This is a genomic window from Burkholderia sp. BE17 (assembly GCF_009362305.1).
Lineage (GTDB): Bacteria > Pseudomonadota > Gammaproteobacteria > Burkholderiales > Burkholderiaceae > Burkholderia > Burkholderia pyrrocinia_C.
Genome location: NZ_WHNU01000028.1, coordinates 11309 through 38099 on the forward strand (window position 1 = coordinate 11309; position 26791 = coordinate 38099).

The 26791-nt window shown below is 67.5% G+C and carries 23 protein-coding genes and 1 pseudogene; 22 read left to right on the top strand and 2 right to left on the bottom strand.

The genetic code is table 11. The annotated features are described in order from the left end of the window. The first annotated feature begins 152 nt into the window (after nt 1–152). The gene (locus tag GD429_RS23145) at nt 153–1946 is read left to right on the top strand and encodes an ATP-binding protein (protein ID WP_152860275.1); all 1794 of its coding nucleotides are present in this window, start codon (nt 153–155) and stop codon (nt 1944–1946) included. A 364-nt stretch (nt 1947–2310) separates the two neighbouring features. Continuing rightward, on the top strand, nt 2311–3774 hold the full coding sequence (locus GD429_RS23150) for a mechanosensitive ion channel family protein (RefSeq protein WP_152860277.1): 1464 nt from the start codon (nt 2311–2313) through the stop codon (nt 3772–3774). A gap of 59 nt (nt 3775–3833) precedes the next feature. Here GD429_RS23150 and GD429_RS23155 read toward each other — a convergent pair whose 3' ends face one another. Together GD429_RS23155 and GD429_RS23160 are read right to left on the bottom strand one after the other, a co-directional pair. Then, nucleotides 3834–4742 (bottom strand): LysR family transcriptional regulator, encoded by a 909-nt coding sequence (locus tag GD429_RS23155; protein ID WP_152860279.1) that lies wholly within the window; start codon nt 4740–4742, stop codon nt 3834–3836. A 334-nt stretch (nt 4743–5076) separates the two neighbouring features. Beyond that, on the bottom strand, nt 5077–5343 hold the full coding sequence (locus GD429_RS23160) for a XapX domain-containing protein (RefSeq protein WP_152860281.1): 267 nt from the start codon (nt 5341–5343) through the stop codon (nt 5077–5079). Nucleotides 5344–5653: 310 nt separating this feature from the next. Here GD429_RS23160 and GD429_RS23165 point away from each other — a divergent pair, with 310 nt between their 5' ends. The 20 genes and pseudogenes from GD429_RS23165 (at nt 5654) to GD429_RS23255 (ending at nt 26788) form a co-directional block, all read left to right on the top strand. Then, nucleotides 5654–6340, top strand: coding sequence for a hydrolase (locus GD429_RS23165; protein WP_152860283.1), 687 nt, complete (start codon nt 5654–5656; stop codon nt 6338–6340). A 171-nt stretch (nt 6341–6511) separates the two neighbouring features. Further along, nucleotides 6512–6679: a DUF1427 family protein gene (locus tag GD429_RS23170; RefSeq protein ID WP_034184358.1), complete on the top strand. Its 168-nt coding sequence runs from the start codon at nt 6512–6514 to the stop codon at nt 6677–6679. Nucleotides 6680–6698: 19 nt separating this feature from the next. Continuing rightward, nucleotides 6699–8588 (top strand): amidohydrolase, encoded by a 1890-nt coding sequence (locus tag GD429_RS23175; protein ID WP_152860285.1) that lies wholly within the window; start codon nt 6699–6701, stop codon nt 8586–8588. A gap of 1 nt (nt 8589) precedes the next feature. Beyond that, the gene (locus GD429_RS23180) at nt 8590–9036 is read left to right on the top strand and encodes a DoxX family protein (protein ID WP_152860287.1); all 447 of its coding nucleotides are present in this window, start codon (nt 8590–8592) and stop codon (nt 9034–9036) included. Between the two features lie 40 nt (nt 9037–9076). Beyond that, nucleotides 9077–9509: pseudogene (locus tag GD429_RS41225) on the top strand (glyoxalase); the annotation flags it as partial. Nucleotides 9510–9898: 389 nt separating this feature from the next. Beyond that, nucleotides 9899–10789 (top strand): transporter substrate-binding domain-containing protein, encoded by an 891-nt coding sequence (locus GD429_RS23185; protein WP_152860417.1) that lies wholly within the window; start codon nt 9899–9901, stop codon nt 10787–10789. Between the two features lie 107 nt (nt 10790–10896). Further along, the gene (locus GD429_RS23190) at nt 10897–11619 is read left to right on the top strand and encodes an ABC transporter permease (RefSeq protein ID WP_152860289.1); all 723 of its coding nucleotides are present in this window, start codon (nt 10897–10899) and stop codon (nt 11617–11619) included. A gap of 12 nt (nt 11620–11631) precedes the next feature. After that, nucleotides 11632–12378 (top strand): ABC transporter permease, encoded by a 747-nt coding sequence (locus tag GD429_RS23195; protein ID WP_152860291.1) that lies wholly within the window; start codon nt 11632–11634, stop codon nt 12376–12378. Nucleotides 12379–12405: 27 nt separating this feature from the next. Further along, nucleotides 12406–13197 carry an ABC transporter ATP-binding protein gene (locus GD429_RS23200; RefSeq protein ID WP_034184353.1) on the top strand — a complete coding sequence of 264 codons (792 nt, stop codon included), beginning with the start codon at nt 12406–12408 and terminating at the stop codon, nt 13195–13197. Between the two features lie 7 nt (nt 13198–13204). Continuing rightward, nucleotides 13205–14698 carry an HAL/PAL/TAL family ammonia-lyase gene (locus GD429_RS23205; RefSeq protein ID WP_152860293.1) on the top strand — a complete coding sequence of 498 codons (1494 nt, stop codon included), beginning with the start codon at nt 13205–13207 and terminating at the stop codon, nt 14696–14698. A 70-nt stretch (nt 14699–14768) separates the two neighbouring features. Beyond that, nucleotides 14769–15524 (top strand): histidine utilization repressor, encoded by a 756-nt coding sequence (gene hutC, locus GD429_RS23210; protein WP_152860295.1) that lies wholly within the window; start codon nt 14769–14771, stop codon nt 15522–15524. A 627-nt stretch (nt 15525–16151) separates the two neighbouring features. Then, nucleotides 16152–17243, top strand: a complete 1092-nt coding sequence (locus GD429_RS23215; RefSeq protein WP_152860297.1) for a triacylglycerol lipase — start codon at nt 16152–16154, stop codon at nt 17241–17243. Between the two features lie 3 nt (nt 17244–17246). Beyond that, nucleotides 17247–18290 carry a lipase secretion chaperone gene (locus GD429_RS23220; RefSeq protein ID WP_152860299.1) on the top strand — a complete coding sequence of 348 codons (1044 nt, stop codon included), beginning with the start codon at nt 17247–17249 and terminating at the stop codon, nt 18288–18290. A gap of 461 nt (nt 18291–18751) precedes the next feature. Further along, complete coding sequence (locus tag GD429_RS23225) at nt 18752–20254, top strand: MFS transporter (protein ID WP_152860301.1); 1503 nt, start codon at nt 18752–18754, stop codon at nt 20252–20254. A 9-nt stretch (nt 20255–20263) separates the two neighbouring features. Beyond that, on the top strand, nt 20264–20851 hold the full coding sequence (locus GD429_RS23230; RefSeq protein ID WP_152860303.1) for a hydrolase: 588 nt from the start codon (nt 20264–20266) through the stop codon (nt 20849–20851). Nucleotides 20852–20908: 57 nt separating this feature from the next. Beyond that, nucleotides 20909–22072: a quinone oxidoreductase family protein gene (locus tag GD429_RS23235; protein ID WP_072445218.1), complete on the top strand. Its 1164-nt coding sequence runs from the start codon at nt 20909–20911 to the stop codon at nt 22070–22072. Between the two features lie 102 nt (nt 22073–22174). Beyond that, nucleotides 22175–23413, top strand: coding sequence for a CoA transferase (locus GD429_RS23240; protein WP_152860305.1), 1239 nt, complete (start codon nt 22175–22177; stop codon nt 23411–23413). Next, the gene (locus GD429_RS23245; protein WP_152860307.1) at nt 23410–24282 is read left to right on the top strand and encodes an HpcH/HpaI aldolase/citrate lyase family protein; all 873 of its coding nucleotides are present in this window, start codon (nt 23410–23412) and stop codon (nt 24280–24282) included. The genes GD429_RS23240 and GD429_RS23245 overlap by 4 nt, the downstream gene beginning before the upstream one ends. Further along, nucleotides 24279–25772 (top strand): MmgE/PrpD family protein, encoded by a 1494-nt coding sequence (locus GD429_RS23250; protein WP_152860309.1) that lies wholly within the window; start codon nt 24279–24281, stop codon nt 25770–25772. Before GD429_RS23245 ends, GD429_RS23250 begins: the two co-directional genes overlap by 4 nt. Next, the gene (locus GD429_RS23255; protein ID WP_152860311.1) at nt 25769–26788 is read left to right on the top strand and encodes a cyclase family protein; all 1020 of its coding nucleotides are present in this window, start codon (nt 25769–25771) and stop codon (nt 26786–26788) included. The genes GD429_RS23250 and GD429_RS23255 overlap by 4 nt, the downstream gene beginning before the upstream one ends. The last annotated feature ends 3 nt before the right edge of the window (nt 26789–26791 follow it).

Genomic DNA, 26791 nt, shown 5'->3' on the forward strand with positions numbered 1-26791 from the left:
AGCACGGCTATCGTGGTTCTTGTCGATTCAAAAAATTTGCTCTTCCTGTTCTGATAATTTGAATCATTTCTCGACGCAAATGCCGTAGCATGGCGTCGAACCGGTGTCATTTCTGACAGGGCATCAATGAAAGAAATCGATTAAGAATTCCCATGATCAGGATTGGAACGCTTCACGTTTTTCTCGACAGACGTGAAATTCGCTCGAACGGCAAACTGCTGCGCATCGGCAGCCGCGCATTCGAAATTCTCGAACTCCTGATTCGGGCGAACGGCGCATTGGTGTCGAAAGACGAGATCATGCAGCGCGTGTGGCCGCACACGATCGTGGAGGAAAACAACCTGCAGGTGCATGTCGCCGCGTTGCGCAAGGCGCTGGCCGGCGACCGGAACCTGATCGTCACGGTGCCGGGGCGCGGCTATCGGCTGGTCGGCGCGCGGGCCGAAGGCGTGGCGTCCGTGCGTCCCGCGGCGTCGCGGCTGACAGCCGCGCCGACCGCGCTGGTCGGCCGCGAGCAGACCGTCGCCGACGTCCTCGCGGCGCTCGACACCGCACGCATCGTGACGCTGGTCGGCGCGGGCGGCATCGGCAAGACGCGGGTCGCGCTCGAAGCGGCCATGCGGGCCGAGGCGAGCTTTCCGGATGGCGCCGCGTTCGTGTCGCTGGCCACGGTTGCGTGTCCGCAATTCGTGCCCGCCGCGCTGGCCGGTGCGTTCGGCATCGTGCAGCCGGCCGGATCGCTGACGCTCGAAGCGGTGCTGGCCAGCGTGGCGAACCGTCGGATGTTGCTGGTGCTCGACAATTGCGAACATCTGCTCGACGCCGCCGCGCGGATCGCGACTGCACTGACCGAGTCGGACACCGGATTGTGCGTCCTCGCGACCAGCCGCGAGGCGCTGCGTATCCAGGGCGAGCGGCTGTGTCCGATTCCGCCGCTCGACGTGCCCCGCGAGGGCGCCGACGATGCCGGAATCCTGGGCGCAAGCGCGGTGCAACTGTTCTCGGCGCGCGCGCGTGCCGCCGATCCCCGCTTTCCGCTCCACGGGCGCAGCCTGTCCCTGATGGCGTCGGTGTGCCGGCGTCTCGACGGTCTCCCGCTGGCCATCGAACTGGCAGCGGCGCGAGCGGCCGTGCTCGGCATCGATGTGCTGGCCGCGCATCTCGACGATCATTTCAGGTTGCTGACCGGCGGTTTTCGCACGGCCTTGCCGCGTCATCAGACGCTGCAGGCGATGTACGACTGGAGCTACCGCTTGCTCGGCGATGCGGAGCGCCTGCTGTTGCGATGGCTCGGCGTGTTCCGCGACAGCTTCTCGATCGACGCGGTGCGAGACATCGTCGGCACGAAGGGGTTGGCCGGTGCGGACCTGCTCGATACGATCGCCGGCCTCGTTTCGAAGTCGCTGCTGAGCCTCGAGAGCACGCACGGCGCGCCGCGCTACCGGCTGCTGACCACGACGCGCGCCTATGCGCTGCAGCAGCTCGAGAACAACGGCGAATGCGCGGCCGCGGCCCGCGCGCATGCGAACTACTTCCATACGTTGTTCAGGCTTGCGCCCGGTGGCGACGACGTGCCGCGGGCCGAATCGCGGCTCGACGCGATCCGGCGCGAACTCGGCAATCTGCGCGCGGCGCTCGACTGGGCGTTTTCGCCGAACGGCGATGCGGAGGTCGGCATCGCGCTGGCGGCGGTCGCGGTTCCGTGCCTGTTCGAACTGTCGCTGGTGGACGAATGTCGCGCACGGGCGCGCGCGGCGCTCGATGCGATGCGGAATATGGACGAGACACGGGTGCGCGAGGATGCGCGCGTGCGCCTGCTGGCCGCCTATGCCGCCGCGCTCGCCCATACCTCGGGGGCGACGCAGGTCGTGCACGACGCCTGGTCCGAACTGAACGCGCTCGGGTTCGAGGCGGGCGACGCCGGGTTGCGGCCGCGCGAACCGTAACGGCGCGCGCCGCTGCCGAATTCAGAACGTTTCAGCCTGAACTCAGGACCTGGTCGGCCGGTGCGTCTACATTGCATGGACGGAGACCGTCGGCGATTCGCAGGCGTGCGGGCAGCAGACCGGCTCGCCCCGCCGCTCATCGAGGTCGCGACGCCATTGAATGCCAGTGTGGGGCGGCCGTCGGCACATGCGTTGCCGCGGCGGCTTCGCGCGTCATCGAGCGACTACCGCATGCAACCTGTCCAGTCCGGCCTTTCCCGCCACGATTCGCTGCCGGCGGCCGCTCGCCGGATCGGCTAGCGCGAGCCATGCGATCGCCCGGGTTCCCCGCCAGTCGCAACGCGCGCACGCGGCCCATTCCAGCATGCTGAACCTGTCCGTCACGGTCGCTTACGGCGCGCCGATCATCGTTGCCGACCTCGTCGCATGGCGGTTGCTCGGGCCTGGCCGTTCGACGACGAAAGCGGTCTGGCGCTGTGCGTCGTTCGCCGCGCTGACCTATGTGCTGTTCGCAACCGGCGTGAGCCCGCTCGCGGTGCCGACTTCGCCCGACCGGTTCGATCGGCTGGCCATCCAGGCGATCGGCGTCGCGTGGTGGCTGCAGTGCGCGCTGGTGTTCAGCCTGATGCTCGACCATCTGCTGCTGCCGCGCGCGTGGCGCAACCAGCGGCTGTTTCACGACATCGCCGCGGGCGCCGTGTTCGGTGCGGCCGCGGTGGCCGCGCTGGGCTACGTGCTGGGCCTGCCGCTGAGCGGCCTGGTCGCGACCTCGGGCGCCGTGGCCGTGATCCTCGGCCTGGCCGTCCAGAACACGCTGAACGACGTGTTCTCGGGCCTCGTCCTGAATACCACCCAGCCGTTTCGCCTGGGCGATACGGTGGCCATCGGCGAACTGGAAGGGCGGATAGTCGAAAGCAACTGGCGTGCGACCAAGATGATCAATAGCCTCGGCAACCTGGTCGTCGTGCCGAACAGCACGGCGGCGAAGGCGACGATCGTCAACCTGAGCGAACCCGCGAGCGTGCACGGCGTGACGCTGACGATCGAGATCGATCCGGAAGTGCGGCCGGCCGTCGTCATCGATGCGCTCGACCGCGCTGCCGCCAGTTCGCTGGACGTGCTGGCCAGTCCCGCGCCGGTCTCGGTCGTCAAGGCATTCAGGACCAACTCCGTCGAATACGAACTCGTCTGTTACGTCGACGCGCTGCAAAAAAAGGCGGCGGTGCGTAACCGGCTCTACGATCTGGCCCACCGGCATCTGGCCGCCGCGGACATCGCGCTGCGCCCGCTCGGCGGGACGGCCGCGGCGCACCGGCCGGTGTCGCGCGGCCAACGGCTGCTGCGCGCGGTCGAACTCTTCCGGCAGCTCGGTGACGAGGATCTGGCGGTGCTGGCCGATGCGCTGGCGTCGCGCGTGTTCCACAAAGGGGAGGTGATCTACGCGTCGAATTCCGATACGCGCATGCTGACGATCGTCGGGGCCGGTGTCGCGTCGGTGTTCGTGCCGGGCGCGACCGGCGACATGGAGGTCAGGCGGATGGCGCCCGGCGACGCGATCGGCCAGTCCGTCGTGCTGGCCGGCACGCAGCTTCATGCGAGTGTCTACGCGGTGACCGCCGTGACGGCCTATCAGTTGAGCAGCCGCGACCTGTCGCCGCTGATCGCGAGGAAACCCGAGCTCGGACGGTTGATGTGCGAATCCCTGACCGAACACATCGCGACCGAGGAGAAGATGATGATCCCGCCGGCCGCGAACGCGCACGCGTCGTTCAACCTGTTCGAATGGCTCGAGAAGGAGATGAAGCGCCTGCACGATGCGTTCGGCTGACGCGGCGGGAGATCGCGGGGAAACGTTCGATCGAGCAGCGCGGCCGCCGAACGGCGGAATCAGCCGAGCGCGGTGAAGCGGTCGACGAGATCGGGGCGGGCGAGCTGATCGACCCACCAGTGCAGCGCGCGGCCGGCCTCGTCGCCGCGCCACGCGATATAGCAATGTGTCGTGTCGCGCATGCCGGTCACCTGGCGTGCGACGAGCTTGCCTTGCTCGATCGCGCGTGCCGCGATGCAGTCCGGGAGCGTGCCCACCGCGAGTCCTTCGCACTGCGCGGCCAGTTTCGCGGCAAGGGTGGGGACCGCGAGATACGGCTGCCCGGCATCGACGGCGACCGAGCGAGGTTGCAGTTCGCGAGAGGTGTCGCTGATGACGGCGCCGCGATACTCGACGACCGACGCCATCGACAGCGGTTCGGGCAGCGCCGCGAGCGGATGGTTGGGGGCGACGGCGAACACGTGCTTGAGCGTGCCGATCGGCCGCGCGACGATGTCCGGCAGATCCGGCGGCTCGCCCGCCGCGCCGACGACGAGATCCGCGCGGCGCGAAATCAGCGCATCCCAGGTACCGCCGAGCACTTCGGTCGACAGGCGCAGCCGCGTGTTCATATCGAGTCCGTAGAACGTATGCACGTACGGCCACAGCGCCTCGAACGGCAGGATCTCGTCGATGCAGATGCGAACCTCGGTTTCCCAGCCTTGCTGTGCACGCAGCGCCTTGAGTTCGAGCTGTTGGGCGGCATGCAGCAGCCGGCGGCCCTCTTCGACGACCACGCGGCCCGCGTGCGTGAGCTTCGCACGGCGCCCGCTGCGGTCAAACAGTGCGACGTCGAGGTCGCTTTCGAGTTTTTGTACGAGATACGTCAGCGCGGACGGTACGCGGTGCAGGAGTTCCGCCGCTTCGGCGAACGTGCCGGTGCGGTCGATCGCGTCCAGGGCTTCGAGCGCTTCGAATGACAGCTTCATGATGAGTTCCACGCGGACGTCGGGCTGTCATGTTATCGCCAAGCGCCGCCGAGTCCAACACGATCTGGAACAAATCATCCGGCCGCGGGAGCCGGAGCCGGAGCGCCATCCGGTTCCGGGCAAGACTGCGTCGCGCGATTGCAGCGTCCGATCGGTATTGGCGATGTGCGCCATTTCCGGAGCGTCGGCGCACGGGGAGCCGTGCCGGCCGGGCCCGGCTTTCGAGGGTGCTTCGCGTTCCGCTTGCCCGCGTGTCGTCGGCGTCGGCAGATCGGTTGGCCCGTCGATCGGCCGCTGGAATGCGGTCAATCAACGCGGGTCACGATGCCGTCGATCAACGTTTCTTCGCGGCGCCATCGGATGCCTGGGCACCGGGCAGGGAGCCGAACATGTGCTGGCTGCACTTCGCCTCGCTCCACGCGGTTTTCAGATGAATCCCCGCAAGCATCCTCCGTGCGATCGGCAGGATCTGTTCGCCGGCAAGGATGCCCAGCAGGCCGGCCAGCGCGATCGTGGGCGGAGCGGGCGATTGCACGCCGATCAGGTAGTAGACGGCGCCAGCGAGAATGCCGGCAAGCAGCGATGAAATATACGGCTTCATGATTCGGATACAAGTGAATGACAACCGTGTGAAATATACGGATAACTACTGATCCGCGGACGTTCCCGAATTCATTCGATAGCGTAGCAGGTCTTTTTTGATGTGATCATTCAATTCGATGGTTTTAAGATCTTTTAAGGGCTGGTTTTAGGGATTTTATTAATCGATTTGATTAAGTGGCGTTACCATGAAACAGCGTGTTGAATGACACCGGCTGGCAGGAAAACCTGCCGGCACAGCGCATTGGGTGGCCCCGGCTTGCCGGCGAGGCAGCCCCTCTTTTTTCTCCGCGTCAAAGGACATGACCGCCATGAGCAATCCGAAGCTTGAAGTACTCACCCCGCAGAACAGCCAGTTGATCTTCATCGACCAGCAGCCGCAGATGGCGTTCGGCGTGCAGTCGATCGATCGTCAGGTGCTGAAGAACAACGTCGTCGGGCTTGCGAAGGCCGCGAAGGTGTTCAACATCCCGACCACGATCACGACGGTGGAATCCGAGAGCTTCTCGGGCCACACCTATCCCGAGCTGCTCGACGTGTTCCCGAACCAGAAGACGCTCGAACGCACGTCGATGAACTCGTGGGACGACCAGAAGGTGCGCGACGCGCTTGCCGCGAACGGCCGCAAGAAGGTGGTCGTGTCGGGCCTGTGGACGGAAGTCTGCAATACGACGTTCGCGCTGTGCGCGATGCTCGAAGGCGACTACGAAATCTACATGGTCGCCGACGCATCGGGCGGCACGTCGCAGGCCGCGCACGACTTCGCGATGCAGCGCATGGTGCAGGCGGGAGTGGTGCCCGTCACGTGGCAGCAGGTCCTGCTCGAATGGCAGCGCGACTGGGCGCGCCGCGACAGCTACGACGCGGTGATGGCGATCGCGAAGGAGCACTCGGGCGCGTACGGGATGGGCGTCGATTACGCGTACACGATGGTCCACAAGGCTGCCGAGCGTACGCAGACGCCGCACGAGTCGATCCCGCCCGTGCCGGCGAAGTAACCGCCGGCCGTTGCGACTGTCGCATGCCGATGCGGCGTGTTCCCTGCGAACACGCGGCATCGGCAACATGAAATCGCGGGCGGCGTACGTGGTCGATTCACGGATGCCGCCCGCAGCGTGTTTGCCAGGACGTTACGACCTGCATTCCAACCTGTCCGAGAAATTGATCGTATGGAACCTTATCTGGTTTCCCTTGGTGCGGGCTTGCTGATCGGTGTCATTTACAGCGCAATCAAGGTCCGTTCTCCGGCGCCTCCGCTGATTGCCCTTGTCGGGTTGCTCGGCATGTTGATCGGCGTGCAGGCCATCCCCACCCTCAAACAGCTCTTTGGCTTCTGATCGAATCGAGGTGACGTATATGACCGCAACCGAGTCCCAACCGGATCTGATCCTCCATAACGGAAGGTTCACGACCCTGGACCGCGCAAACCCCACCGCGACCGCGGTGGCGATAGCCGCTGGCCGCTTCGTCGCGGTCGGCACCGAAGCGGACGTCATGTCGCTCGCCGGGCGCGCGACGAAGGTCGTCGATCTCGGCGGCCGTGCCGTGCTGCCGGGCCTGATCGACAACCACTGCCACGTAATTCGCGGCGGTTTGAACTACAACATGGAGCTGCGCTGGGACGGCGTGCCGTCGCTCGCGGTCGCGATGGACATGCTCAGGCGGCAGGTCGCGATCACGCCCGCACCGCAGTGGGTGCGCGTGGTCGGCGGCTTCACCGAGCACCAGTTCGCCGAGAAGCGGCTGCCGACGATCGAGGAACTCAACGCGGTCGCGCCCGACACGCCGGTGTTCATCCTGCACCTGTACGATCGTGCGCTGCTGAACGCGGCCGCGCTGCGCGTGGTGGGCTACACGAAGGACACGCCGGAGCCGCCGGGCGGCACGATCCTGCGCGACGCCGCGGGCAACCCGACCGGGCTGCTGCTCGCGAACCCGAACGCGACGATCCTCTATGCGACGCTCGCGAAGGGGCCGAAGCTGCCGTTCGAATACCAGTACAACTCGACGCGCCACTTCATGCGCGAACTGAACCGTCTCGGCGTGACCGGCGTGATCGATGCGGGCGGCGGGTCGCAGAATTATCCCGACGATTACGAAGTGATCCGCAAGCTGCACGACGCGGGCGAGATGACGATCCGGATCGCGTACAACCTGTTCACGCAGAAGCCGAACGCGGAGAAGGAAGACTTCGTGAACTGGACCAAGAGCGTCAAGTATCACGACGGCACCGACTATTTCCGCAACAACGGCGCGGGCGAGATGCTGGTGTTCTCGGCGGCCGACTTCGAGGATTTCCGCGTCGCGCGCCCGGACCTGCCGGCGCAGATGGAGGACGATCTCGAAGGCGTCGTGCGCGTGCTCGCACAGAACCGCTGGCCGTGGCGCATGCATGCGACCTACGACGAAACGATCAGCCGCGCGCTCGACGTGTTCGAGAAGGTCAACCAGGACATCCCGCTCGAAGGCCTGAACTGGTTCTTCGATCACGCTGAAACGATCACCGAAAAATCGATGGATCGTATCGCGGCGCTGGGCGGCGGCATCGCGGTGCAGCACCGCATGGCGTACCAGGGCGAATACTTCGTCGAGCGCTACGGCGCACAGGCGGCCGAAGCGACGCCGCCCGTCGCGAAGATGCTCTCGAAGGGCATCAAGGTGTCGGCCGGCACCGACGCAACGCGCGTCGCGTCGTACAACCCGTGGGTGTCGCTCGCATGGCTCGTGACGGGCAAGACGGTCGGCGGGCTGCGCATGTACCCGCAACGCAACCTGCTCGATCGCGAGACCGCACTGCGGATGTGGACCGAATACGTGACCTGGTTCTCGAACGAGGAAGGGAAGAAAGGGCGTGTATCGGTCGGGCAGCTCGCCGACCTGGTGGTCCCGGATCGCGATTTCTTCGCATGCGCGGAAGACGATATCGCGGGCACGACCGCGTTGCTGACGGTGGTCGGCGGCAAGATCGTATGGGGCGCGGGGCCGTTCGCATCGCACGATGCGCCGATTCCGCCGGCGATGCCGGACTGGTCGCCGGTGCGCGAGTACGGCGGCTACGGCGGCTGGGGCGCGACGCAGCGCAACGGTGCACCGCTGCAGCGTGCGGCCGCCGCCGCGATGTGCGGCTGCGCGAGCGCATGCAACGTGCACGCCCATGCGCACGCGAGCGCATGGGGTAGCACATTGCCGACGTCGGACGCGAAGGGTTTCTGGGGCGCGTTCGGTTGTTCCTGCTGGGCGATCTGACATGTCGACGACAACCGGCCGGTACAGCCCCGGGTGGATTCGTGTGCTGCTGGCGCAGCCGTGGGTCGGCGTGCTGGTACGACTTGCGCTGGTGTCCGCCTTTCTGATCGGCGGCGTCAACAAGGCGATGCACTTCGGCGACGCGATCGCGGAGCAGGCGCATTTCGGCCTGCACCCGCCCGCGTTCTGGGCTGCACTGGCGGTTGTGGTCGAGATCGGCGGTTCGCTGTGCGTGGTATTTCGCCGGTTCACCTGGATTGGCGCGGGTGGACTCGGCGTGCTGACCGTCGTCGCGATGCTGGTGGCGAACGACTTCTGGAACCAGACGGGCGTGGCGCGCTTCATGGCGCTCAACAGCTTTTTCGAGCACCTGGGGCTGATCGCCGCGCTCGTCCTCGTCACCATGCTTGGCGATGTTCAACGCGGGGAAGGGGACGGTCGCGCCTGATCTTTTTTCCGGCGCATTGAAGCAGGAAGAAAATTCAATCCTGGAGCACGTTCGTGCAGCATTGCTTGCGCTGATGCTGGCGAACGGCTTCGTCGTCGCTCCCGCTGCGTGCGCGACGCCTCTCAAGCCCGCCGCTACGCCTTCGCTCGCGGCAGGTCTGCCATCCGCACGACGCACGTGTGCGTCGCCCCCGACGATTTCGACCGTTTCACCGACAGCGTCGTCGCGACGTTTGGCGGCAGCAAGTCGAAGCAGGTGTCTTCCAGGTGATGCCGACACCCGGTCGCGCCCTGTCTCAGCTCGTCCTTACGCCGTCCGGCACGATTTCCGCGTTCTGCTGCAAGACACCGATCCCCTGGCCACTCGAAGCGGCGCGTAGGGGCTACCTCATGGGGCCGACGTGGACTCGGCCATGGGCGCGCGAGCATGGCGCGGATGGGGGCGTCGACACGTTCCCCGATCCGATCGGTCGCGCTCGCGTCGACTTCCGAAGAACGCGAACGCACCGCCGGATCGGCACGCGCGTGATGTCGAAGCGTGGCCCGCAATACTCGATCGAGCATCGACCGGCGATCCAATCCGCAGACCTTATGCGGGTCAGTCCGACCTTCCCGTCTCCGCATGTCGAATGGTCGGCGCCCCGGCGATCCAATTCGAAATTTGTCTAGTCATCCTAGCGAGTTGTCCATGTCGATTGCACCAAATCCGTGCCCGGATTCCCCGCAATGAGGCGCGCTGGAGCCCTGTATTTAGGGGATTTCCCGCGTTTACTCGGTTTTTTTTGATCAACGCTTGTCCCGCCGTTTTTCTTCTTGCATGCTTGTATAGACAAATTCCTGAGGCGGCTTGCATGACCGAGGGGATGACGAACTTCAACGCAAGGAGAAATCTCGTGAACGGCAAGCGCATCAAGTGGGCAATCAAGACGATCGGCGCCATCGCGGCCGCGGCGGCAACGCTCGCCGCGCCGGTGCAGGCGAAGGAATGGAAGACGGTGACGGTGGCGCTCGAAGGCGGCTACGCGCCGTGGAACCTCACGCTGCCGGGCGGCAAGCTCGGCGGCTTCGAGCCGGAACTGCTCGCCAACGTGTGCGGCCGGATCAAGGTCCAGTGCAACATGGTCGCGCAGGACTGGGACGGGATGATTCCCGGCCTGCAGGCCGGCAAGTTCGATGTCCTGATGGATGCGATCTCGATCACGCCGGAGCGCGAGAAGATCCTGCTGTTCTCGCGCCCCTATGCGGCCACGCCGGCGACGTTCGCCGTCACCGACACGAAGATTCTGCCGAAGGCCGCGGCCGGCGCGCCGGCCGTCAAGCTGACCGGCGACGCGAACGCCGACAAGCCGACCGTCGACGCGCTGCGCAAGCAGTTGAAGGGCAAGACGATCGGCATCCAGTCGGGCACCGTCTATACGAAGTTCATCAACGACAGCTTCAAGGACATCGCGTCGATCCGCGTGTACAAGACCTCGCCCGAGCGCGATCTCGACCTCGTCGCCGGGCGCATCGATGCGTCGTTCGACGACGTCACGTACTACGCGGCGAACATCGAGAAGAAGGAAAACGCGTCGATCGTGCTAGCGGGCCCGAAGCTCGGCGGGCCGATCTGGGGGCCGGGCGAAGGTCTCGCATTCCGCAAGCAGGATGCCGACCTGAAGACCAAGTTCGATGCGGCGATCGGCGCTGCGCTCGCGGACGGCACCGTGAAGAAGCTTGCCGACAAGTGGTTCAAGACCGACGTCACGCCGTAAGCGCACGTCCGGCCGCCGCCGCGTAGTTGACGTCACGGCGCAACGACACGGCGACGCGCGGCGGCGCGCATCCTGCAGATACATTCAACGCTTGCCGGGAGGCACGCATGGCGATTCTCGAAATGCTCGGCTTCGGAACCGAAGGCTGGGGCGGCGTGCTGCTGCTCGCCGCACTGATGACGGTCGCGCTGACGCTCGCCGCGCTCGCGGTCGGCGCCGTGATCGGCGCCGCGATCGCGGCCGCGAAACTGTCGCGCCACCGCAGCGCGCGCCTGCTCGGCGATCTCTACACGACGGTGTTTCGCGGTGTGCCCGAACTGCTCGTCATCTACCTGTTCTATTTCGGCGGCTCGACGCTCGTCACGACCGTCGGCCAGTGGTTCGGCGCGGAAGGCTTCGTCGGCGTGCCGCCGTTCGTGGTCGGTGCGCTGGCGGTCGGGATGATCTCGGGCGCGTATCAGGCCGAGGTGTACCGCGCGGCCGTGCTGGCCGTGTCGAAGGGCGAACTCGAGGCGGCGCGCTCGGTCGGCATGTCGCGCGGCATGGTGCTGCGCCGCATCCTGATTCCGCAGGTGCTGCGCTTCGCGCTGCCGGGAATCGGCAACGTGTGGCAACTGAGCCTCAAGGACTCCGCATTGATCTCGGTCACCGGGCTCGCCGAGCTGCTGCGCACGAGCCAGATCGCCGCGAACTCGACGCACCAGTACTTCGTGTTCTTCGTCGCGGGCGGCGCGCTCTACCTCGTGATGACGGGCCTGTCGAACCGCGTGTTCAACCGGGCGGAAGCGATCGTCGGCCGCTCGTTCCGCCGCAATTTCGCGCGCAACTGACGGAGAGCACGCATGTCCATCGATTTCGATTTCCTCCTCGACACGCTGCGCCAGTTGCTCGCGGCCGTGCCGACCACGCTCGGCCTGTTCTTCGCGTCGCTCGTGCTCGGCGGCCTGCTGTCGCTCGTGATCGTCACGATGCGCGTGTCGCCGCGCTGGCTGCCGAACCGCTTCGCGCGCGCGTACATCCTCGTGTTTCGCGGTTCGCCGCTGCTGATCCAGATGTTCCTTGTGTATTACGGGCTCGGCCAGTTCGGCGTGATTCGCGAGAGCTTCGTGTGGCCGCTGCTGCGCGAGCCGTATGTGTGCGCGGTGCTGTCGCTGGCGTTGTGCACGGCCGGCTATACGGCCGAGATCGTGCGCGGCGGGCTGATGGCCGTGCCGGTCGGGCAGATCGAGGCCGGTTATTCGATCGGCCTGTCGGGCTTCGCGCTGCTGCGGCGCGTGATCGGCCCGATCGCGCTGCGCCAGTGCCTGCCCGCGTATTCGACCGAAGCCGTGCTGCTCGTCAAGTCGACCGCGCTGGCCAGCCTCGTCACCGTGTGGGAAGTGACGGGCGTCGCGCAGCAGATCATCCAGCAGACCTACCGCACGACCGAGGTGTTCGTGTGCGCGGCCCTCATCTACCTCGGCCTGAACTTCATCGTCGTGCGCGTGCTCGGCGCGCTCGAGTGGCGGCTGTCGGCCCACCTGCGTGCGCCGAAGCCGGCCGGCCCGCCCGCCGCGGCGGCGCGCAACGCCCGGCGCGTCGCGCCCTGAGCGCATCCATCCCTTCCGGAGAATCCGATGAACACCGCTGCTCCCGTTGCCCTGTCGGTCAGGAACATCCACAAGTCGTTCGGCGATCACCATGTGCTGAAGGGCATTTCGCTCGACGCGCACGAGGGCGACGTCATCTCGATCCTCGGCGCGAGCGGCTCGGGCAAGAGCACGTTCCTGCGCTGCCTGAACCTGCTCGAGACGCCCGACGACGGCACCGTTGCGCTCGCCGGCGAGGAACTGAAGATGAAGCGCACGCGCGACGGCAAGCTGCATCCGGGCGACCGGCGCCAGGTCGACCGGATCCGTTCGCAGCTCGGGATGGTGTTCCAGAACTTCAACCTGTGGTCGCACATGACGGTGCTCGACAACCTCGTCGAAGGCCCGCTGCGCGTGCAGAAGCGCAGCCGCGCGGAAGCGGTCGAGGAAGCCGAGGCGCTGCTCGCGCGCGTCGGCCTCGCGGACAAGCGCGGCTACTATCCGGCGCACCTGTCGGGCGGCCAGCAGCAGCGCGTCGCGATTGCGCGTGCGCTCGCGATGCATCCGAAGGTGATGCTGTTCGACGAACCGACGTCGGCGCTCGATCCGGAACTGGTCGGCGAGGTGCTGCGCGTGATGCGCTCGCTCGCGGAGGAAGGGCGCACGATGCTGGTCGTCACGCACGAGATGGGTTTTGCGCGGCACGTGTCGAACCGCGTGATGTTCCTGCATCAGGGCGAGGTCGATTCGGACGGCACGCCCGGCGATCTGTTCGGCGGCCAGTGCTCGGAGCGCTTCCGGCAGTTCGTGTCGAGCCACCACGACCGTTCCGCGAACTGAGGCCGCCATGACCGTATTCCGTTCGGCAAAACCGCTCGACTGGCGGCAGGTCGCGGCAGTGGCCGCCGGCGAGCCGCTCGCGCTGGCCGATGAGGCGCGCGTACGCGTCGTCGCGGCCCGTGAGCTCGTCGACGAAATCGTCGCGCGCGGCATCCGCGCGTATGGCGTCAATACGGGCGTCGGCGCGCTGTGCGACGTGATCGTGTCGCCGGCGCAGCAGAGCACGCTGTCGCGCAACATCCTGATGAGCCACGCGGTCGGCGTGGGCGCACCGCTCGGCGGGCCGGAAACGCGCGCGATCATGGCCGCTGCGATCAACAATTACGCGCACGGGCATTCGGGCGTGCGTGCCGACGTCGTCGACCAGCTCGTCGCGTTGCTGGAACACGATTGCCTGCCGGAAGTGCCGGCGCACGGCTCCGTCGGTTATCTGACCCACATGGCGCATGTCGCGCTCGTCTGCATCGGCCATGGTCATGCGCGCCATCGCGGCGAGCGGATTCGCGGCGACGAGGCGTTGCGCCGCATCGGCCGCGAGCCGCTCGTGCTCGGCGCGAAGGAAGGGCTGAGCCTCGTCAACGGCACGCCGTGCGTGACGGGGTTGGCCGCGCTCGCGCTCGCCCGCGCGGAACGGCTGCTCGACTGGGCCGACTGGGTTTCGGCGATGAGCTTCGAGAATCTCGGCGGCCAGCTCGCCGCGTTCGATCCGGCGTCGCTTGCGTTGCGGATCTCGCCCGGCATCGGGCACGTCGGCGCGCGCTTGCGTGCGCTGCTCGCCGACAGCGGGATGCTCGCGGCGGCAAGCGGCCGGCATACGCAGGATCCGCTCAGCCTGCGCACGATTCCGCACGTGCACGGCGCGGCGCGCGACGTGTTCGACGTGACGGCGGAGGTGGTCGATCGGGAACTCGCGTCGGTGACCGACAATCCGATCGTGGCCGGCACGCGCGACGCGCCGGCCGTCCATTCGCAGGCGCATGCGGTCGGCGCGGGCATCGCGCTGGCGATGGACAGCCTCGCGGCGGCGATGGCCCAGGTCGCGGCAATCGCCGAACGGCGTCTCGACCGGCTCGTTAATCCGCTCGTGAGCGGGCTGCCGGCGTTTCTCGCCACGCCGGGCGGCACCTGTTCGGGCTTCATGATCGCGCAGTACACGGCGGTCGCGCTCGTCGCGCAGAACCAGCGGCTCGCGGCGCCGGCGAGCCTCGACGGCGGCATCACGTCGGGCCTGCAGGAAGATCATCTGTGCCATGCGACGCCGGCGGCGCTGAAGGCGCTAGACATCATCGAGAACACGACGCGCGTGCTGGCGATCGAGCTGCTGGCCGCTGCGCAGGCCTACGATCTGCGGGCGGACGGCGCATCGCGGGCCGCACCCACCGACGCGCTGTGGCGGCATGTGCGCGAACGCGTGCCGGTGTACCGGGACGACCGGCCGCTCGCGGACGACATCGCGATCGCCGCCGGCATCGTCGCGAGCGTGCCGCCGCCCGTGATGTAACGACGGGAGTCCGACCGCCGAGCGACGCGGCGGCCGGTGGGCGATCCATCATTCATTCGATCGAGGGCGCATGAACGAAGCGGAACGACAACTTGCCGGCCGGCAGGCCGGCGCACCGGGTGGCGACGTGCCGGCGCGCGCGTTGCCGGCCTACCAGCAGATCAAGCGCTACGTCGTCGAGCGGATCGCGAGCGGCGACTGGAAGCCCGGCGGCGCGATTCCGACCGAGGCCGAACTGGTCAAGGAGTTCGGCGTCGCGCGGATGACGGTGTCGCGCGCGCTGCGCGAGCTGACCACCGAGCGCGTGCTGACCCGGATCCAGGGCGCCGGCACGTTCGTCGAACGGCGGCATTACGAATCGACGGTGCTGGAAATCCGCAACATCGCGGACGAGATCGCGGAGCGCGGCCATCGGCACAGCGCGCGCGTATTGCTGCTCGAAAGCAGCGACGATCAGGAGGCGGTCGAAGCGCTAGGGCTGCGTTCGGGGCCCGTGTTTCATTCGCGCATCGTGCATTACGAGGAAGACGAGCCGATCCAGTTCGAGGATCGCTACGTCAATCCGGCGCTGTTTCCCGCGTATCTGGAACAGGACTTCACGATCGAGACGCCGAATCACTACATGGTGCGGCTCGCGCCGATCCAGCGTGCGGAGTTCCGGATCTACGCTGAAAAACCCAATGCGCAGGTGCGCCGGCATCTCGTGATGGAAATCGGCGAGCCGTGTCTGTTGTTGAGCCGCCGCACGTGGGTCGGCGAGCACATCGCGACGTCGGTGCGGTTGTGGCATCCGGCGTCGCGGTTTCATCTGGCGGGGCGTGTGTAGGGGGACTTGATTCATCCCGAAACTCGCCGTTGAAGCTTTCTTCCACGCCGGCGCCGTTCTGCCAGGGCTTGCCGGGCTCGTCGGGCGCCATCTCCATGCCGTTGTGCGCGGCCCGCTTCAGCGCACGCTCCGCCAGCATCTTCTTCCGCCGCGCGTTCTTCTGCTCGAGTTGCCCGAGTTGCTCGAGCCGCTTGACGTCGGCCGCCGCCAGACCGCCGACATGCTGCCGCCAGTTCCGAACATTCCAGCACAAGTGACCCGGGCGCGATTGATCCGTTTGGTGCGCGTCCGCGCAAAGCCGCAACGGCCGGGATCGCAAGACATCGAGGAAGAGCGCCGGGTTTAGCGGTTGATGCCCTCGTTGTCAACTGACTGGAGGGCCCTGTCTAACCGTCTCCGCAGTCTTGTCGAACGTGATTCACTTCGCCTGCTGGTGCGAAAACGTTCGTTTGTGTTCGTTTTTCTTCGTTTTCGGGCATCGGTGTGTGTCGTGCCAAGCCGTCGAGGCCGGTACGGCCGACATCCCGCGCGCGGGCGACGCTTCAGTACCGGAAGCGTCGCTGCATCAGCGATTCTCGCGTCCTCATCCTCAAGCAACTGACATGCACGTAAAAAATGGAGAGCAAGATGAGCAGATCGATACGAGCGAAGACTGCGGCGGCCGTGGTCGCATTCGCAATGAACGCGGCACCCGCCGCGAGTGTTGGAACTCTTCTGTCGTTGGCCGGCGCGCAGGCCGCTTCCGCCGCGACGACCGCCGTCGACGATTATGCGGCGACCAGGTACCCGATCATTCTCGTGCACGGGCTGACCGGCACCGACAAGTATGGCGGCCTCGTCGAGTACTGGTATCACGTTCCGGCGGATCTGCAGGCGCACGGCGCGAAGGTGTACGTTGCGAATCTGTCCGGCTATCAGAGCGACGATGGCCCTAACGGGCGCGGCGAGCAGTTGCTTGCCTACGTGAAGCAGGTGCTCGCGGCGACGGGCGCGCAGAAAGTGAATCTGATCGGCCATAGCCAGGGCGGCCTGACATCGCGTTATGTCGCATCCGTCGCGCCGGAGCTGGTCGCATCGGTGACGACGATCAGCACGCCGCACTGGGGTTCGCAATTCGCGGACTTCGTTCAGCAGCTGTTGCAGGCGGACCCGACCGGCCTGTCGTCGACTGTGCTCAGCGCGTTCGCGAATGCGCTCGGCACGTTGACGAGCAGCAACTTCAATACGAACCAGAATGCGATTCAGGCGCTGTCGGTGCTGACGACGGCGAAGGCCGCCGAATACAACCAGAAATTTCCGAGCGCGGGTCTCGGTGCGCCGGGCTCGTGTCGTGCGGGCGCGTCGACCGAGACGGTCAACGGCAATACGCACCTGCTTTATTCGTGGGGCGGCACGGCGATCCAGCCGACGACGACGGTGGCCGGCGTGACGGGTGCCGTCGATACGAGCGTGAGCGGGGCCACCGATCCGGCGAACGTGCTCAATCCGGCAACGCTGGCGCTGCTCGGCAGCGGCACGGTGATGATCAATCGCGGCTCCGGTCCGAACGACGGCGTCGTGTCGCAATGCAGTGCGCTGTTTGGCCAGGTGCTTGGTACGTATCACTGGAATCACACCGATGCGATCAACCAGATTCTCGGCGTGCACGGCGCGAATGCGGAGGATCCGGTGGCGGCGATCCGCACGCACGCGAACCGGCTGAAAACGCAAGGCGTGTAATCGATGACAGGTAGCAAGAGCGGCATCGCGCGACGCATCGCGCTTTACGGGGTAGCGGGCGTCGTTGCGGCCGGCGCAGCCTGGTACGGGATCGACGCTCGGAAGACGCGCGACGCCGGCATGTCCGGCGTCGCGCCTGGCGGGGCCATGTTGTCCGCGTCGGCAGGCGGCACGGCGGCGAGCACCGTGCCCGGTTTCGGCGCAAGCGGGCTGCCCCCGGCACTCGCCGGCTCGACTGCGCCGCGCCTGCCGCTCGATGCGCACGGCCATCTCGCCAAGGTCGTGGCCGTGCGCGGCTTCTTCGACTATTTCCTGACCGCGCAAAACCAGGTGCGCGCCGCGGAACTCGATGCGCTCGTCGCGCGCGCGATCGCCGCGCAGCTCGACGGTACGGTTGCGCAACGCGAGGCGCTCGACGTCTGGCAGCGCTACCGCGCGTATTTCGCCGAACTCGCGAAGCTGCCGGGCGGCGGCGCGGCGGACGACAAGCTCGACCTCCCGGCACTGCAGCTCGCGCTCGACCGGCGCGCGACGATCGCGAGCCGCACGCTTGGCGACTGGAGCGAGCCGTTCTTCGGCGCCGAGCAGCAGCTGCAGCGTGACGATCTCGCGCGATTGAAGATCATCCGCGATCCGTCGCTGACCGACGGCCAGAAGGCGGCAGGTCTTGCCGCGCTCGAGCAGCAACTGCCGCCCGATCGGCGCGCCGAGCTGGAGCAGCAAAAGGAGCAGAACAACGCGATCGCGCAGATCGACAAAGTGCAGAAATCAAACGCGACGCCCGATGAAATGCGCGCACAGCTCGCGCAAACGCTCGGACCGGAGGCTGCCGAGCGAGTCGCGAAGATGCAGCAGGCGGACAACGCGTGGCATGCCAAGTACAACGAATATGCGGCACAGCGTGCGCAGATCGATGCGCAGAACCTGTCGACACAGGATCGCGATGCGCAGATCGCGCAGTTGCGGCAGCGCTACTTCACGGAGCCGGGGGAGGCGCTGCGTGCGGCGTCGCTCGATCGCGGCAGCGTGTCGACGCGCACGCAATAGATCCGGGCGCGATCGAGCGGATCGTCGTGTATCGCGCGATTTCCGCAACGCGTCGTCGATAACGGTCGACAGCGCGTGGTTGATCGGTGCTTCAGCGCGGTCAGGACGAGCTGCATTGCAGAACCGTCACGCCGGTCTAGAGCTATCGCTCTGAATCCCCGTTGCACCGCCGCATAAAACAGTCGTCGGCCGGTGGAGGCACACGGCGCAAATAATTTCGTATGCACTCCGAAAGATCCGCCGCGCTCCCGGGATACGCCCGTCCGGCAAGGGACGCGGTTTGTTTGCCGATGTCGTTCCAGGTTTGCCGGGGCCGCCTTCGAGCATCCGGCTCGCGATCTGCATTCAAGCGACGAATGTGTGCATCGCAACAATCCATTTCATTCACGGCAATCGTAACGGTAAGGTGAACGCACGTTCGAATTTGATCGGGCGATGCGAATTCACCACGTGACGATGCCATGAAAACGAACCACGATCGACTTGCGCAAGCAACCTCCTCGTCCCCCGGCGGCACGCCGGAGCGCGGCGGCAATGCGCGCGGGGCGGGCCTGCGCCTGCCGGGCAGGCTGGTAGGCCCGATCGTGCTCGGCACGCTGCTCAACGCGCTGAACTCGTCGATGATCGCGGTCGCGCTCGTCAGCATCCAGCAGGCGTTCAACCCGCAGGGCGCCGCGCATGAACGCATCGATACGATGTGGCTCGTGTCGGGCCTTTATCTCGCGACGGCCGTCGGCCAGCCGACGATGGGGCGGCTCGCCGACCGGTTCGGCGCGAAGCGGATCTTCTGCATCGGCCTCGCGATCGTCTTGATCGCGTCCGCGCTCGCGCCGTTCGCGCCGTCGCTCGGGTGGCTGATTGTGTCGCGCGTCGCGCTCGGCATCGGCACGTCCGCCGCGTATCCGGCCGGCATGGCGATGATCCGCACGTGGTCGCAGCGGCACGCGAACGGCGCGACGCCGACGGGCGGCCTCGGTGCGATCTCGGTCGCGGCGCAGGTGGCCGTCGCGTTCGGGCCGCCGCTCGGCGGCGCGCTCGTGCAGTTCGCCGGCTGGCGCGCGATCTTCTGGATCAACGTGCCGATCGTGCTGCTGGCCTTCGTGCTCGCGTGGCGGTGGATTCCGGCCGACGTCGTCCCGCGCGGCGCGCGGCAACGCCGCACGCTGCGGGGCACGTTGAAGGAGCTGGACCTGCCGGGCGTCGTGCTGTTCATCCTGACGCTCACGAGCCTGCTGCTGTTCCTGCAATCGGTGTCGCGCGAGCCCGACTGGCTGCTGCTCGTCGCGACGCTGGTGCTGTGCCCGCTGCTGGTCCGGCGCGAGCGGCTGGCCGCGACGCCGCTGATCGACATCCGCATGCTGAGCGACAACCGTGCGCTCACGAGCACGTACCTGCGCTGCGTCGGCACCTACGCGGTGTTCTACGCGATCTTCTATGCGCTGCCGATATGGCTGCAGGAGGCCAAGCGCCTGTCCGCCGCCGATGCCGGCCTCGTGATGCTGCCGATCGCCGCGGTCGGCACGGTGGCGACGATGCTCGCGACCCGCGTCGCGCACCGTCACGGCTCGCGGCCGGTGCTGATCATCGGCTCCGCGATGCTGTGCATCGGCAGCGCCGTGATGAGCCTCCTCACCAGCGCGATGCCGGTCTGGTCGATCGTGCTGCTGTCGATCGTGTTCGGTGTGCCGAACGGCTTCAACAATCTCGGCAACCAGGCGGCGCTCTACCAGAGCGCGCCGCACGACCGGATCGGCACGGCCTCGGGGCTGTACCGCACCGCGCAGTACGTCGGCGGCAGCCTGTCGTTTGCGCTCGTCGGGCTGGCGCTCGGCCATCCGGCGAGCGATCGCGGCCTGCGCGAGCTGGCCATCGTCCTGGTGGTCGTCAGCGTGCTGCTGCTGCTCAACGCGGCATCGAGCCGGCACCTGGATGCCGCCGCTTCTTCCATCTCCCAACAGAAGTGAGGTTTCTACATGTCCATTCCGACGCTCAATCGCACGGTCGCGCTGGTCGCCATCGATCTGCAGAACGGCATCGTGTCGCTGCCGGTCGTGCCCTACACCGGCGCGCAGGTGGTGGCGAAGACGGTCGAGCTCGCGACCGCGTTCCGCGCGCTGCAGCTGCCCGTCATCTACGTGCACACGAGCTACCAGCCGGACGGCGGCGTGGCGCTGAAGGTCAGGACGGATGCGCCGTCGGCGCCGCCGAATCTCGATCCCGAATGGAGCGCGTTCGCGCCGGCGCTCGGCGTGGGGCCGTCCGACCTCGTCGTGACGAAGCACCAGTGGGGCGCGTTCACCGGCACCGATCTCGACGTGCAGCTGCGCCGACGCGGCATCACGGACATCGTGCTGACGGGAATCGCGACCAACATCGGCGTCGAATCGACGGCGCGCCAGGCATACGAGAACAACTACAACGTCGTCGTCGTCAGCGACGCGGTCAGCACGTCGTCCACCGACGCGCAGCACTTCGCGCTGACGCAGATCTTCCCGAAGCTCGGGCAGGTCGCCGCGACGGCCGACGTGGAGGCGGCACTGGAGCAGGCGTATTCGCGCTGAACGAGGCGGCGGGTTCGGCGTGCACATTCATATAGAGTCATTCAACGAGGCATGACGATGATCAAGACCGATGCATGGGTTCTCTACGCAGGACCGGAACCGAGCAGGAAGCAGGCGCCCGTGGCGGGCGAGCTGCGTCGCGAGACCTTCGAATTCTCCGATCTGGAAGCCGACGAGGTGCTGGTCGAGCCGCTGTACGGATCGTGGGAAGCGAACCTCGACCACGCGCTGTCGCGCAATCCGGTCGACATCTGCCGGCAGCGCCGCGAGGACAAGATCGTGCTCGGCAACGGTGCGCTGGTGCGCATCGTCGAGCGCGGCAGCGGCGTGAAGACGCTGAAGGAAGGCGAGATCTGCATGGTGATGCCGTTCGGCAAGCGCGACGAATACGGGTTCGCCGAGCTCGTCTACGCGTACGACGCGCCGGGCACGATCGGCGTGATGGCGCAGCGGACCAAGATGCGCGCCGACAACCTCGTGGCGGTGCCGACCGACAGCCGTCATTCGCTGCTGCAATGGGCGACGTACGGCCGCTACTTCACCGCGTGGGACAACTGGAAGGTGGCGTCGGCGTGCTGGCGCTCGCAGCTGCCGGACGTCGATCCGGCCGACTACCTGGTGTTCGGCTGGGGCGGCGGCACGACGCTCGCCGAACTGCAGCTCGCGAAGCGCGAGGGTTTTCGCGTCGCGATGACGGCGAGCAACGACCGGCGCCTCGAGGAACTCGCGAAGCTCGGCATCACGCCGGTCGATCGCCGCAAGTTCCCGAATCTCGCGTATGACGACGAGCGCTACAAGACCGATCCCGAGTACCAGGCGAGCTATCGCGAGTCGGAGCGCGTGTTCGCGGAGACGATCGCGGAACTGAGCGGCGGCCGCGGCGTCGCGATCTTCCTCGACAACCTCGGCGGCGCACTGTATCGCGCGACGATGCGCGTGGTCGGCCGCACCGGCATCGTCACGACGGTCGGCTGGAAGACCGGGATGCGCCTGTGGAACCTGCGCGCGACGGAATGCATCAACCGCCGCCTGCACATCCACACGCATGCGTGGCGCTATGACGACAGCATCACGATCCGCGACTTCCAGGAAACGAGCGGCTGGATCGGCCAGGAGCCGACCGAGATCTTCGATTTCGACGAGGTGCCGAAGCTCGCGTCCGACTACCTGAACGGGAAGATCCAGACGTATTTCCCGATCTACCGGATCAACGCCGTCTGAGCGGCAGGTCGCGCGCCGCGCCCGCATCGCTGCACGACGCTTAGTCATGCAGACGATATCGGCGCGCGGCGCGCCGTGCAATCCATCTGACTGGAGAACGGCATGGCCACTGTGGAAATCGGGGACGTCGACGCCGGCGCGGCGCCGGACGCCTCCAGACCGGCGCCGCTTGACGGCATTCGCGTGATCGACGCCGCGACGTTGTTCGCGGGCCCGCTCGCGGCAACGATGCTCGCGGACTACGGCGCCGACGTGATCAAGGTCGAGCATCCGGACGGCGATCCGGCGCGCAAGTACGGCGCGCGCCGCGACGACGTGCCGTTGTGGTGGAAGGTGCTCGCGCGCAACAAGCGGGCGGTCACGCTGAATCTCGGCACGGCCGACGGCCAGCGGATCTTCCGCGAGCTGGCGGCGCAGGCGGACGTGGTCGTCGAGAATTTCCGGCCCGGCACGCTCGAACGCTGGGGGCTCGGCTACGACGTGCTGTCCGCGCTCAACCCGCGGCTCGTGCTCGTGCGGGTGACGGGCTTCGGCCAGTTCGGCCCGTATGCGAGCCGCCCGGGCTTCGGCACGCTGGCCGAGGCGATGAGCGGGCTCGCGTCGATCACCGGCGACGCGGACGGGCCGCCGCTGCTGCCGTCGTTCCCGCTCGCCGACACGGTCGCGGGGCTGACCGCCGCGTTCGCGATCATGACCGCGCTGAAGGCGCGCGAGCGCACCGGGCGCGGCCAGGTCGTCGATCTCGCGATCATCGAGACGATGCTCGCGGCGATGGGCGCGCAGGTCGCGAGCTACGACCAGACGGGCCGGGTGCCCGAGCGCACCGGCAATCGCTCGCCGAACAATTCGCCGCGCGGCGTCTACCGCACGTCGGACGGCAAATGGGTCGCGCTGTCGACGTCGGCGCACAGCATCGCCGAGCGCGTGATGCGCCTCGTCGGCCGCGCGGACCTGATCGACGAACCGTGGTTCGCGAACGGCGCCGAACGCGCGAAGCATGCGGACGAGCTGGATGCGGCGGTCGGCGGCTGGATCGGGCAGCGCACGCGCGACGACGTGATCGCCGAATTCGAGCGCGCGCAGGCGGCGGTCGCGCCGATCTACGACGTCGCCGACGTGCTGCGCGATCCGCAGTACGCGGCGCTCGGCTCGATCGTGTCGGTGCCCGACGCGGAGCTCGGCGCGTTCCGCACGCACAACGTGCCGTTCCGGCTGTCCGACACGCCCGGCGCGATCCGCTGGGGCGGGCCGGCGCGCGGCACGCACAACGACGAAGTATTCGGCGCATTGGGACTGGAGCGGCGCGAGATCGCCGATTTGACCGAGCGGGGAATCATATGAAAACCAGCGCAACTTACCGCAGTTACCTTTACGTGCCCGCGCACAAGGCGCAGGTAGTGGAAAAGGCGTATGCAAGCGAAGCCGATGCCGTCGTGCTCGACCTCGAGGATGCCGTGCCGGCCAGCCACAAGGCCGAAGCACGCGAGGCGGCCGCCGCGATTCTCGCGGAAGGTCCGCCGAAGCCGACGTACGTGCGGATCAACCCGATCGGCAGCCCGTGGTGCCGCGACGACGTCGAAGCGATCGCGCAGCCCGCGCTGCAGGCGCTGCGCCTGCCGAAATGCGACCTGCCGCAGCAGATCCAGGAAGTCGCGGGCTGGCTCGACGCGCTCGGCTGCGATGCGGGCATCCAGATCCTGATCGAGTCGGCGTACGGCGTAGAGACGGCTTACCAGCTCGCGACCGCGTCGCCGCGGCTCGAACGGATCGGGCTCGGCGAGAGCGACCTGCGCGCGGATCTGCAGATCGGCGTCGACAACTTCACGCTCGAGGTGTGCCGTGCGCGCTGCGTGGTCGCGTCGCGCGCGGCGGGGCTGAACGGGCCGATCCAGACCGTCTATCACACGCTGCCCGATCTCGACGGCCTGAAGGAATCGACGCTGCGCGCGAAATCGATGGGGTTCCTCGGCCGCTTCGCGATCCATCCGTCGCAGCTTTCGGTGATCAACGAGGTGTTCACGCCGTCGGACGACGAGATCCGCGCGGCCGAGCGTGTGCTCGAGGCGGTCGATGCGGCGGCGGGCAAGGCCTCGGCGTCGTCGGTGTTCGTGCTGCCGGACGGCCGCGTGGTCGCGCCGCCGCTGATCGCCAACGCGCGCGTGACGCTCGCGCTCGCGAACAATCTTCGACTCAGTGGAGCACTGGCATGAGCACACCCGACACGCTTTCCGCTCCGGCGGTGGCCGCTGATCCGGCCGCACCGAACCGGCCCGCGCCGCCCGACGGCATCGTCGGCGCGCTCGGCCGCTTCGCGGCGGAGGTGCGCGCCGAAGGGCTGGATCGCAGGCTGCGCGTCGAGGCCGCCGCGCGCGTGCTCGACGTGGTCGGCAACAGCCTGATCGCGCACGACGAACCGGTCGCGCAGTCGGTGCTGCAGGTCGCGCGGCGCTGGGCCGGTACCGGCCCGGCGAGCGTGATCGGCGCGCCCGACCGGCTGCCGGCCGCGAGCGCCGCGCTGGTCAACGGCACGCTCGCGCATGCGATGGATTTCGACGATTCGCACATGCGGTCGGTGCTGCATCCGAGCGCGTCCGTGATTCCGGCCGCGCTCGCCGCCGCGCAGGCGAGCGGCGCGTCGGGCGCGGCGCTGCTCGATGCGATCACGGTCGGCACCGAGATATGCATCCGGCTCGGCGTCGCCGCTTACAACGAGCGGCTCGGCAATTCGGTGTTCTTCGAGCGCGGCCAGCACGCGACGTCGATCTGCGGCACGGTCGGCGCGGCGGCGGCCGCGGCGATGCTGCTCGGGCTCGACGCCGCGCAGATCGCGGCGGCGCTCGGCATTGCCGCGAGCATGGGCGCGGGCCTGCTCGAAGCGAACCGCACCGGCGGCTCGGTGAAGCGGGTTCACTGCGGCTGGGCGGCGCACGCGGGCGTGAGCGCGGCGGAGCTGGCGGGCGCGGGCGTGACCGCGCCGCCGACCGCGCTCGAAGGCCGCTTCGGCTTCTTCCACGCGTGGTGCGGCGACCTCGCCGACGTCGACGCGGTGCTGCGCGACCTGGGCGACGAATGGGAGACGAGCCGGATCATCTTCAAGCCGTATCCGTGCAACCACTTCACGCATCCGGGCATCGACGCGGCGCTGCGACTGAAGGCGCAAGGCGTGACGGCGGACGACGTGGTGTCGGCCGAGCTGCGGGTCGCGACGTCGACGCTGCGCACGATCGGCGAGCCGGCGGAGCTGAAGGCGAATCCGCCGAACGGTTATGCGGCGGCGTTCTCAGGGCCGTACACGGTCGCGGCGGCGCTGCTCGGCGGCGGCGGGCTCGGCGTCTGGTTCGACGATTTCGGCGATGCGCTCGCGCAGGACCCCGCCCGGCGCGCGCTGGCCGCGAAGGTGCGCTGCGTGGCCGATCCGTGGTGCGACGCGCGCTTCCCGAACTTCCTGCCGGCCGTGCTGCGCGTCGAGCTGCGTGACGGGCAGGTGCGCGAGGCGCGGATCGAGTCGAGCAAGGGCACGAATTCGCGGCCGCTGACCGAACAGGAGCTCACCGCGAAATTCGTGCTGGCGGCGAGTTCGGCGCTCGGCATGACGCGCGCGCTCGCGCTGCGCGATGCCGTGCAGGCGCTCGCCGACGATGCGCCGCTCGACGCGCTCGCGGCGCTGACGTCAGGCACTGAAGGAGGGCACCGATCTTGAATGCACCGCGCTGGAAAAAGCGGCCGCCCGGCTCGAACTGGGGCGATTTCGGTCCCGACGATCAGAAGGGGCGGCTGAACTGGCTGACGCCGGACAAGGTGCGGCAGGGCGCAGCCGAGGTCCGGGAAGGGCTGTCGTTCTCGCTGAGCCTGCCGCTCGACGTACCGCGCGGCGGCGGGCTGAACGCGCGGCGCCGGCCGCCGGCGATCATGCCGGCGCTGCTCGGCGACAAGCCGTACTTCGGCTATCGCGCGGACCAACAGGTTGCGAACGCAACCGATGTGGTCTGCGACGATTCATTCTGCATGCACTCGCAGTTCTCGACGCAGTGGGACGGCCTGTCGCACGTGGGCGGCCTGTTCGACGCGGACGACGACGGCGTGCCTGAAATCGTGTTCTACAACGGCTTCCGGATGGGCGAGCATCTGCGGGTGCCGCAGGAAGGCGACGCGACGGGCGGCGCGCGCGCGCTCGGCATCGAGGTGATGGCGCAGACGGGCGTGCAGGGGCGCGGCGTGCTGATCGACCTGCGGCGTCATTTCGGCGACGCGCGCACGAAGGTCGGCTTCGCGCAGCTGATGCAGGTGATGGACGCGGACCGCGTGCAGGTCGACCGCGGCGACATCGTCTGCATACACACGGGCTTCGCGGATCTGCTGCTGAACGACGGCGGCGGATCGCCGGCGACGGTTGCGAGCGCGTGCGTGCTGGACAGCAGCGATGCGGGACTGCTGCAATGGATCGACGAATCGGGGCTGGCCGCGCTCGTGGCCGACAACCATGCGATCGAGGAACGTCCGCAGCATGCGCAGCCGCTCGCGCAACCGGGCGCACTGATGCCGCTGCACGAGCTGTGCCTGTTCAAGCTCGGCATTCACCTCGGCGAGCTGTGGCACCTGACGCCGCTCGCGAACTGGCTGCATGCGCACCGTCGGAACCGGTTTCTGCTGACCGCGCCGCCGCTGCATATCCGCGGCCTGGTCGGCGCGCCGGTGAATCCCGTCGCGACCGTTTGAGCG

Excerpts from the sequence above, each read along its gene's own strand:
- GD429_RS23145 (WP_152860275.1), top strand. The coding sequence starts at position 153 with ATGATCAGGATTGGAACGCTTCACGTTTTTCTCGACAGACGTGAAATT.
- GD429_RS23150 (WP_152860277.1), top strand. The coding sequence starts at position 2,311 with ATGCTGAACCTGTCCGTCACGGTCGCTTACGGCGCGCCGATCATCGTT.
- GD429_RS23155 (WP_152860279.1), bottom strand. The coding sequence starts at position 4,742 with ATGAAGCTGTCATTCGAAGCGCTCGAAGCCCTGGACGCGATCGACCGC.
- GD429_RS23160 (WP_152860281.1), bottom strand. The coding sequence starts at position 5,343 with ATGAAGCCGTATATTTCATCGCTGCTTGCCGGCATTCTCGCTGGCGCC.
- GD429_RS23165 (WP_152860283.1), top strand. The coding sequence starts at position 5,654 with ATGAGCAATCCGAAGCTTGAAGTACTCACCCCGCAGAACAGCCAGTTG.
- GD429_RS23170 (WP_034184358.1), top strand. The coding sequence starts at position 6,512 with ATGGAACCTTATCTGGTTTCCCTTGGTGCGGGCTTGCTGATCGGTGTC.
- GD429_RS23175 (WP_152860285.1), top strand. The coding sequence starts at position 6,699 with ATGACCGCAACCGAGTCCCAACCGGATCTGATCCTCCATAACGGAAGG.
- GD429_RS23180 (WP_152860287.1), top strand. The coding sequence starts at position 8,590 with ATGTCGACGACAACCGGCCGGTACAGCCCCGGGTGGATTCGTGTGCTG.
- GD429_RS23185 (WP_152860417.1), top strand. The coding sequence starts at position 9,899 with ATGACGAACTTCAACGCAAGGAGAAATCTCGTGAACGGCAAGCGCATC.
- GD429_RS23190 (WP_152860289.1), top strand. The coding sequence starts at position 10,897 with ATGGCGATTCTCGAAATGCTCGGCTTCGGAACCGAAGGCTGGGGCGGC.
- GD429_RS23195 (WP_152860291.1), top strand. The coding sequence starts at position 11,632 with ATGTCCATCGATTTCGATTTCCTCCTCGACACGCTGCGCCAGTTGCTC.
- GD429_RS23200 (WP_034184353.1), top strand. The coding sequence starts at position 12,406 with ATGAACACCGCTGCTCCCGTTGCCCTGTCGGTCAGGAACATCCACAAG.
- GD429_RS23205 (WP_152860293.1), top strand. The coding sequence starts at position 13,205 with ATGACCGTATTCCGTTCGGCAAAACCGCTCGACTGGCGGCAGGTCGCG.
- hutC (WP_152860295.1), top strand. The coding sequence starts at position 14,769 with ATGAACGAAGCGGAACGACAACTTGCCGGCCGGCAGGCCGGCGCACCG.
- GD429_RS23215 (WP_152860297.1), top strand. The coding sequence starts at position 16,152 with ATGAGCAGATCGATACGAGCGAAGACTGCGGCGGCCGTGGTCGCATTC.
- GD429_RS23220 (WP_152860299.1), top strand. The coding sequence starts at position 17,247 with ATGACAGGTAGCAAGAGCGGCATCGCGCGACGCATCGCGCTTTACGGG.
- GD429_RS23225 (WP_152860301.1), top strand. The coding sequence starts at position 18,752 with ATGAAAACGAACCACGATCGACTTGCGCAAGCAACCTCCTCGTCCCCC.
- GD429_RS23230 (WP_152860303.1), top strand. The coding sequence starts at position 20,264 with ATGTCCATTCCGACGCTCAATCGCACGGTCGCGCTGGTCGCCATCGAT.
- GD429_RS23235 (WP_072445218.1), top strand. The coding sequence starts at position 20,909 with ATGATCAAGACCGATGCATGGGTTCTCTACGCAGGACCGGAACCGAGC.
- GD429_RS23240 (WP_152860305.1), top strand. The coding sequence starts at position 22,175 with ATGGCCACTGTGGAAATCGGGGACGTCGACGCCGGCGCGGCGCCGGAC.
- GD429_RS23245 (WP_152860307.1), top strand. The coding sequence starts at position 23,410 with ATGAAAACCAGCGCAACTTACCGCAGTTACCTTTACGTGCCCGCGCAC.
- GD429_RS23250 (WP_152860309.1), top strand. The coding sequence starts at position 24,279 with ATGAGCACACCCGACACGCTTTCCGCTCCGGCGGTGGCCGCTGATCCG.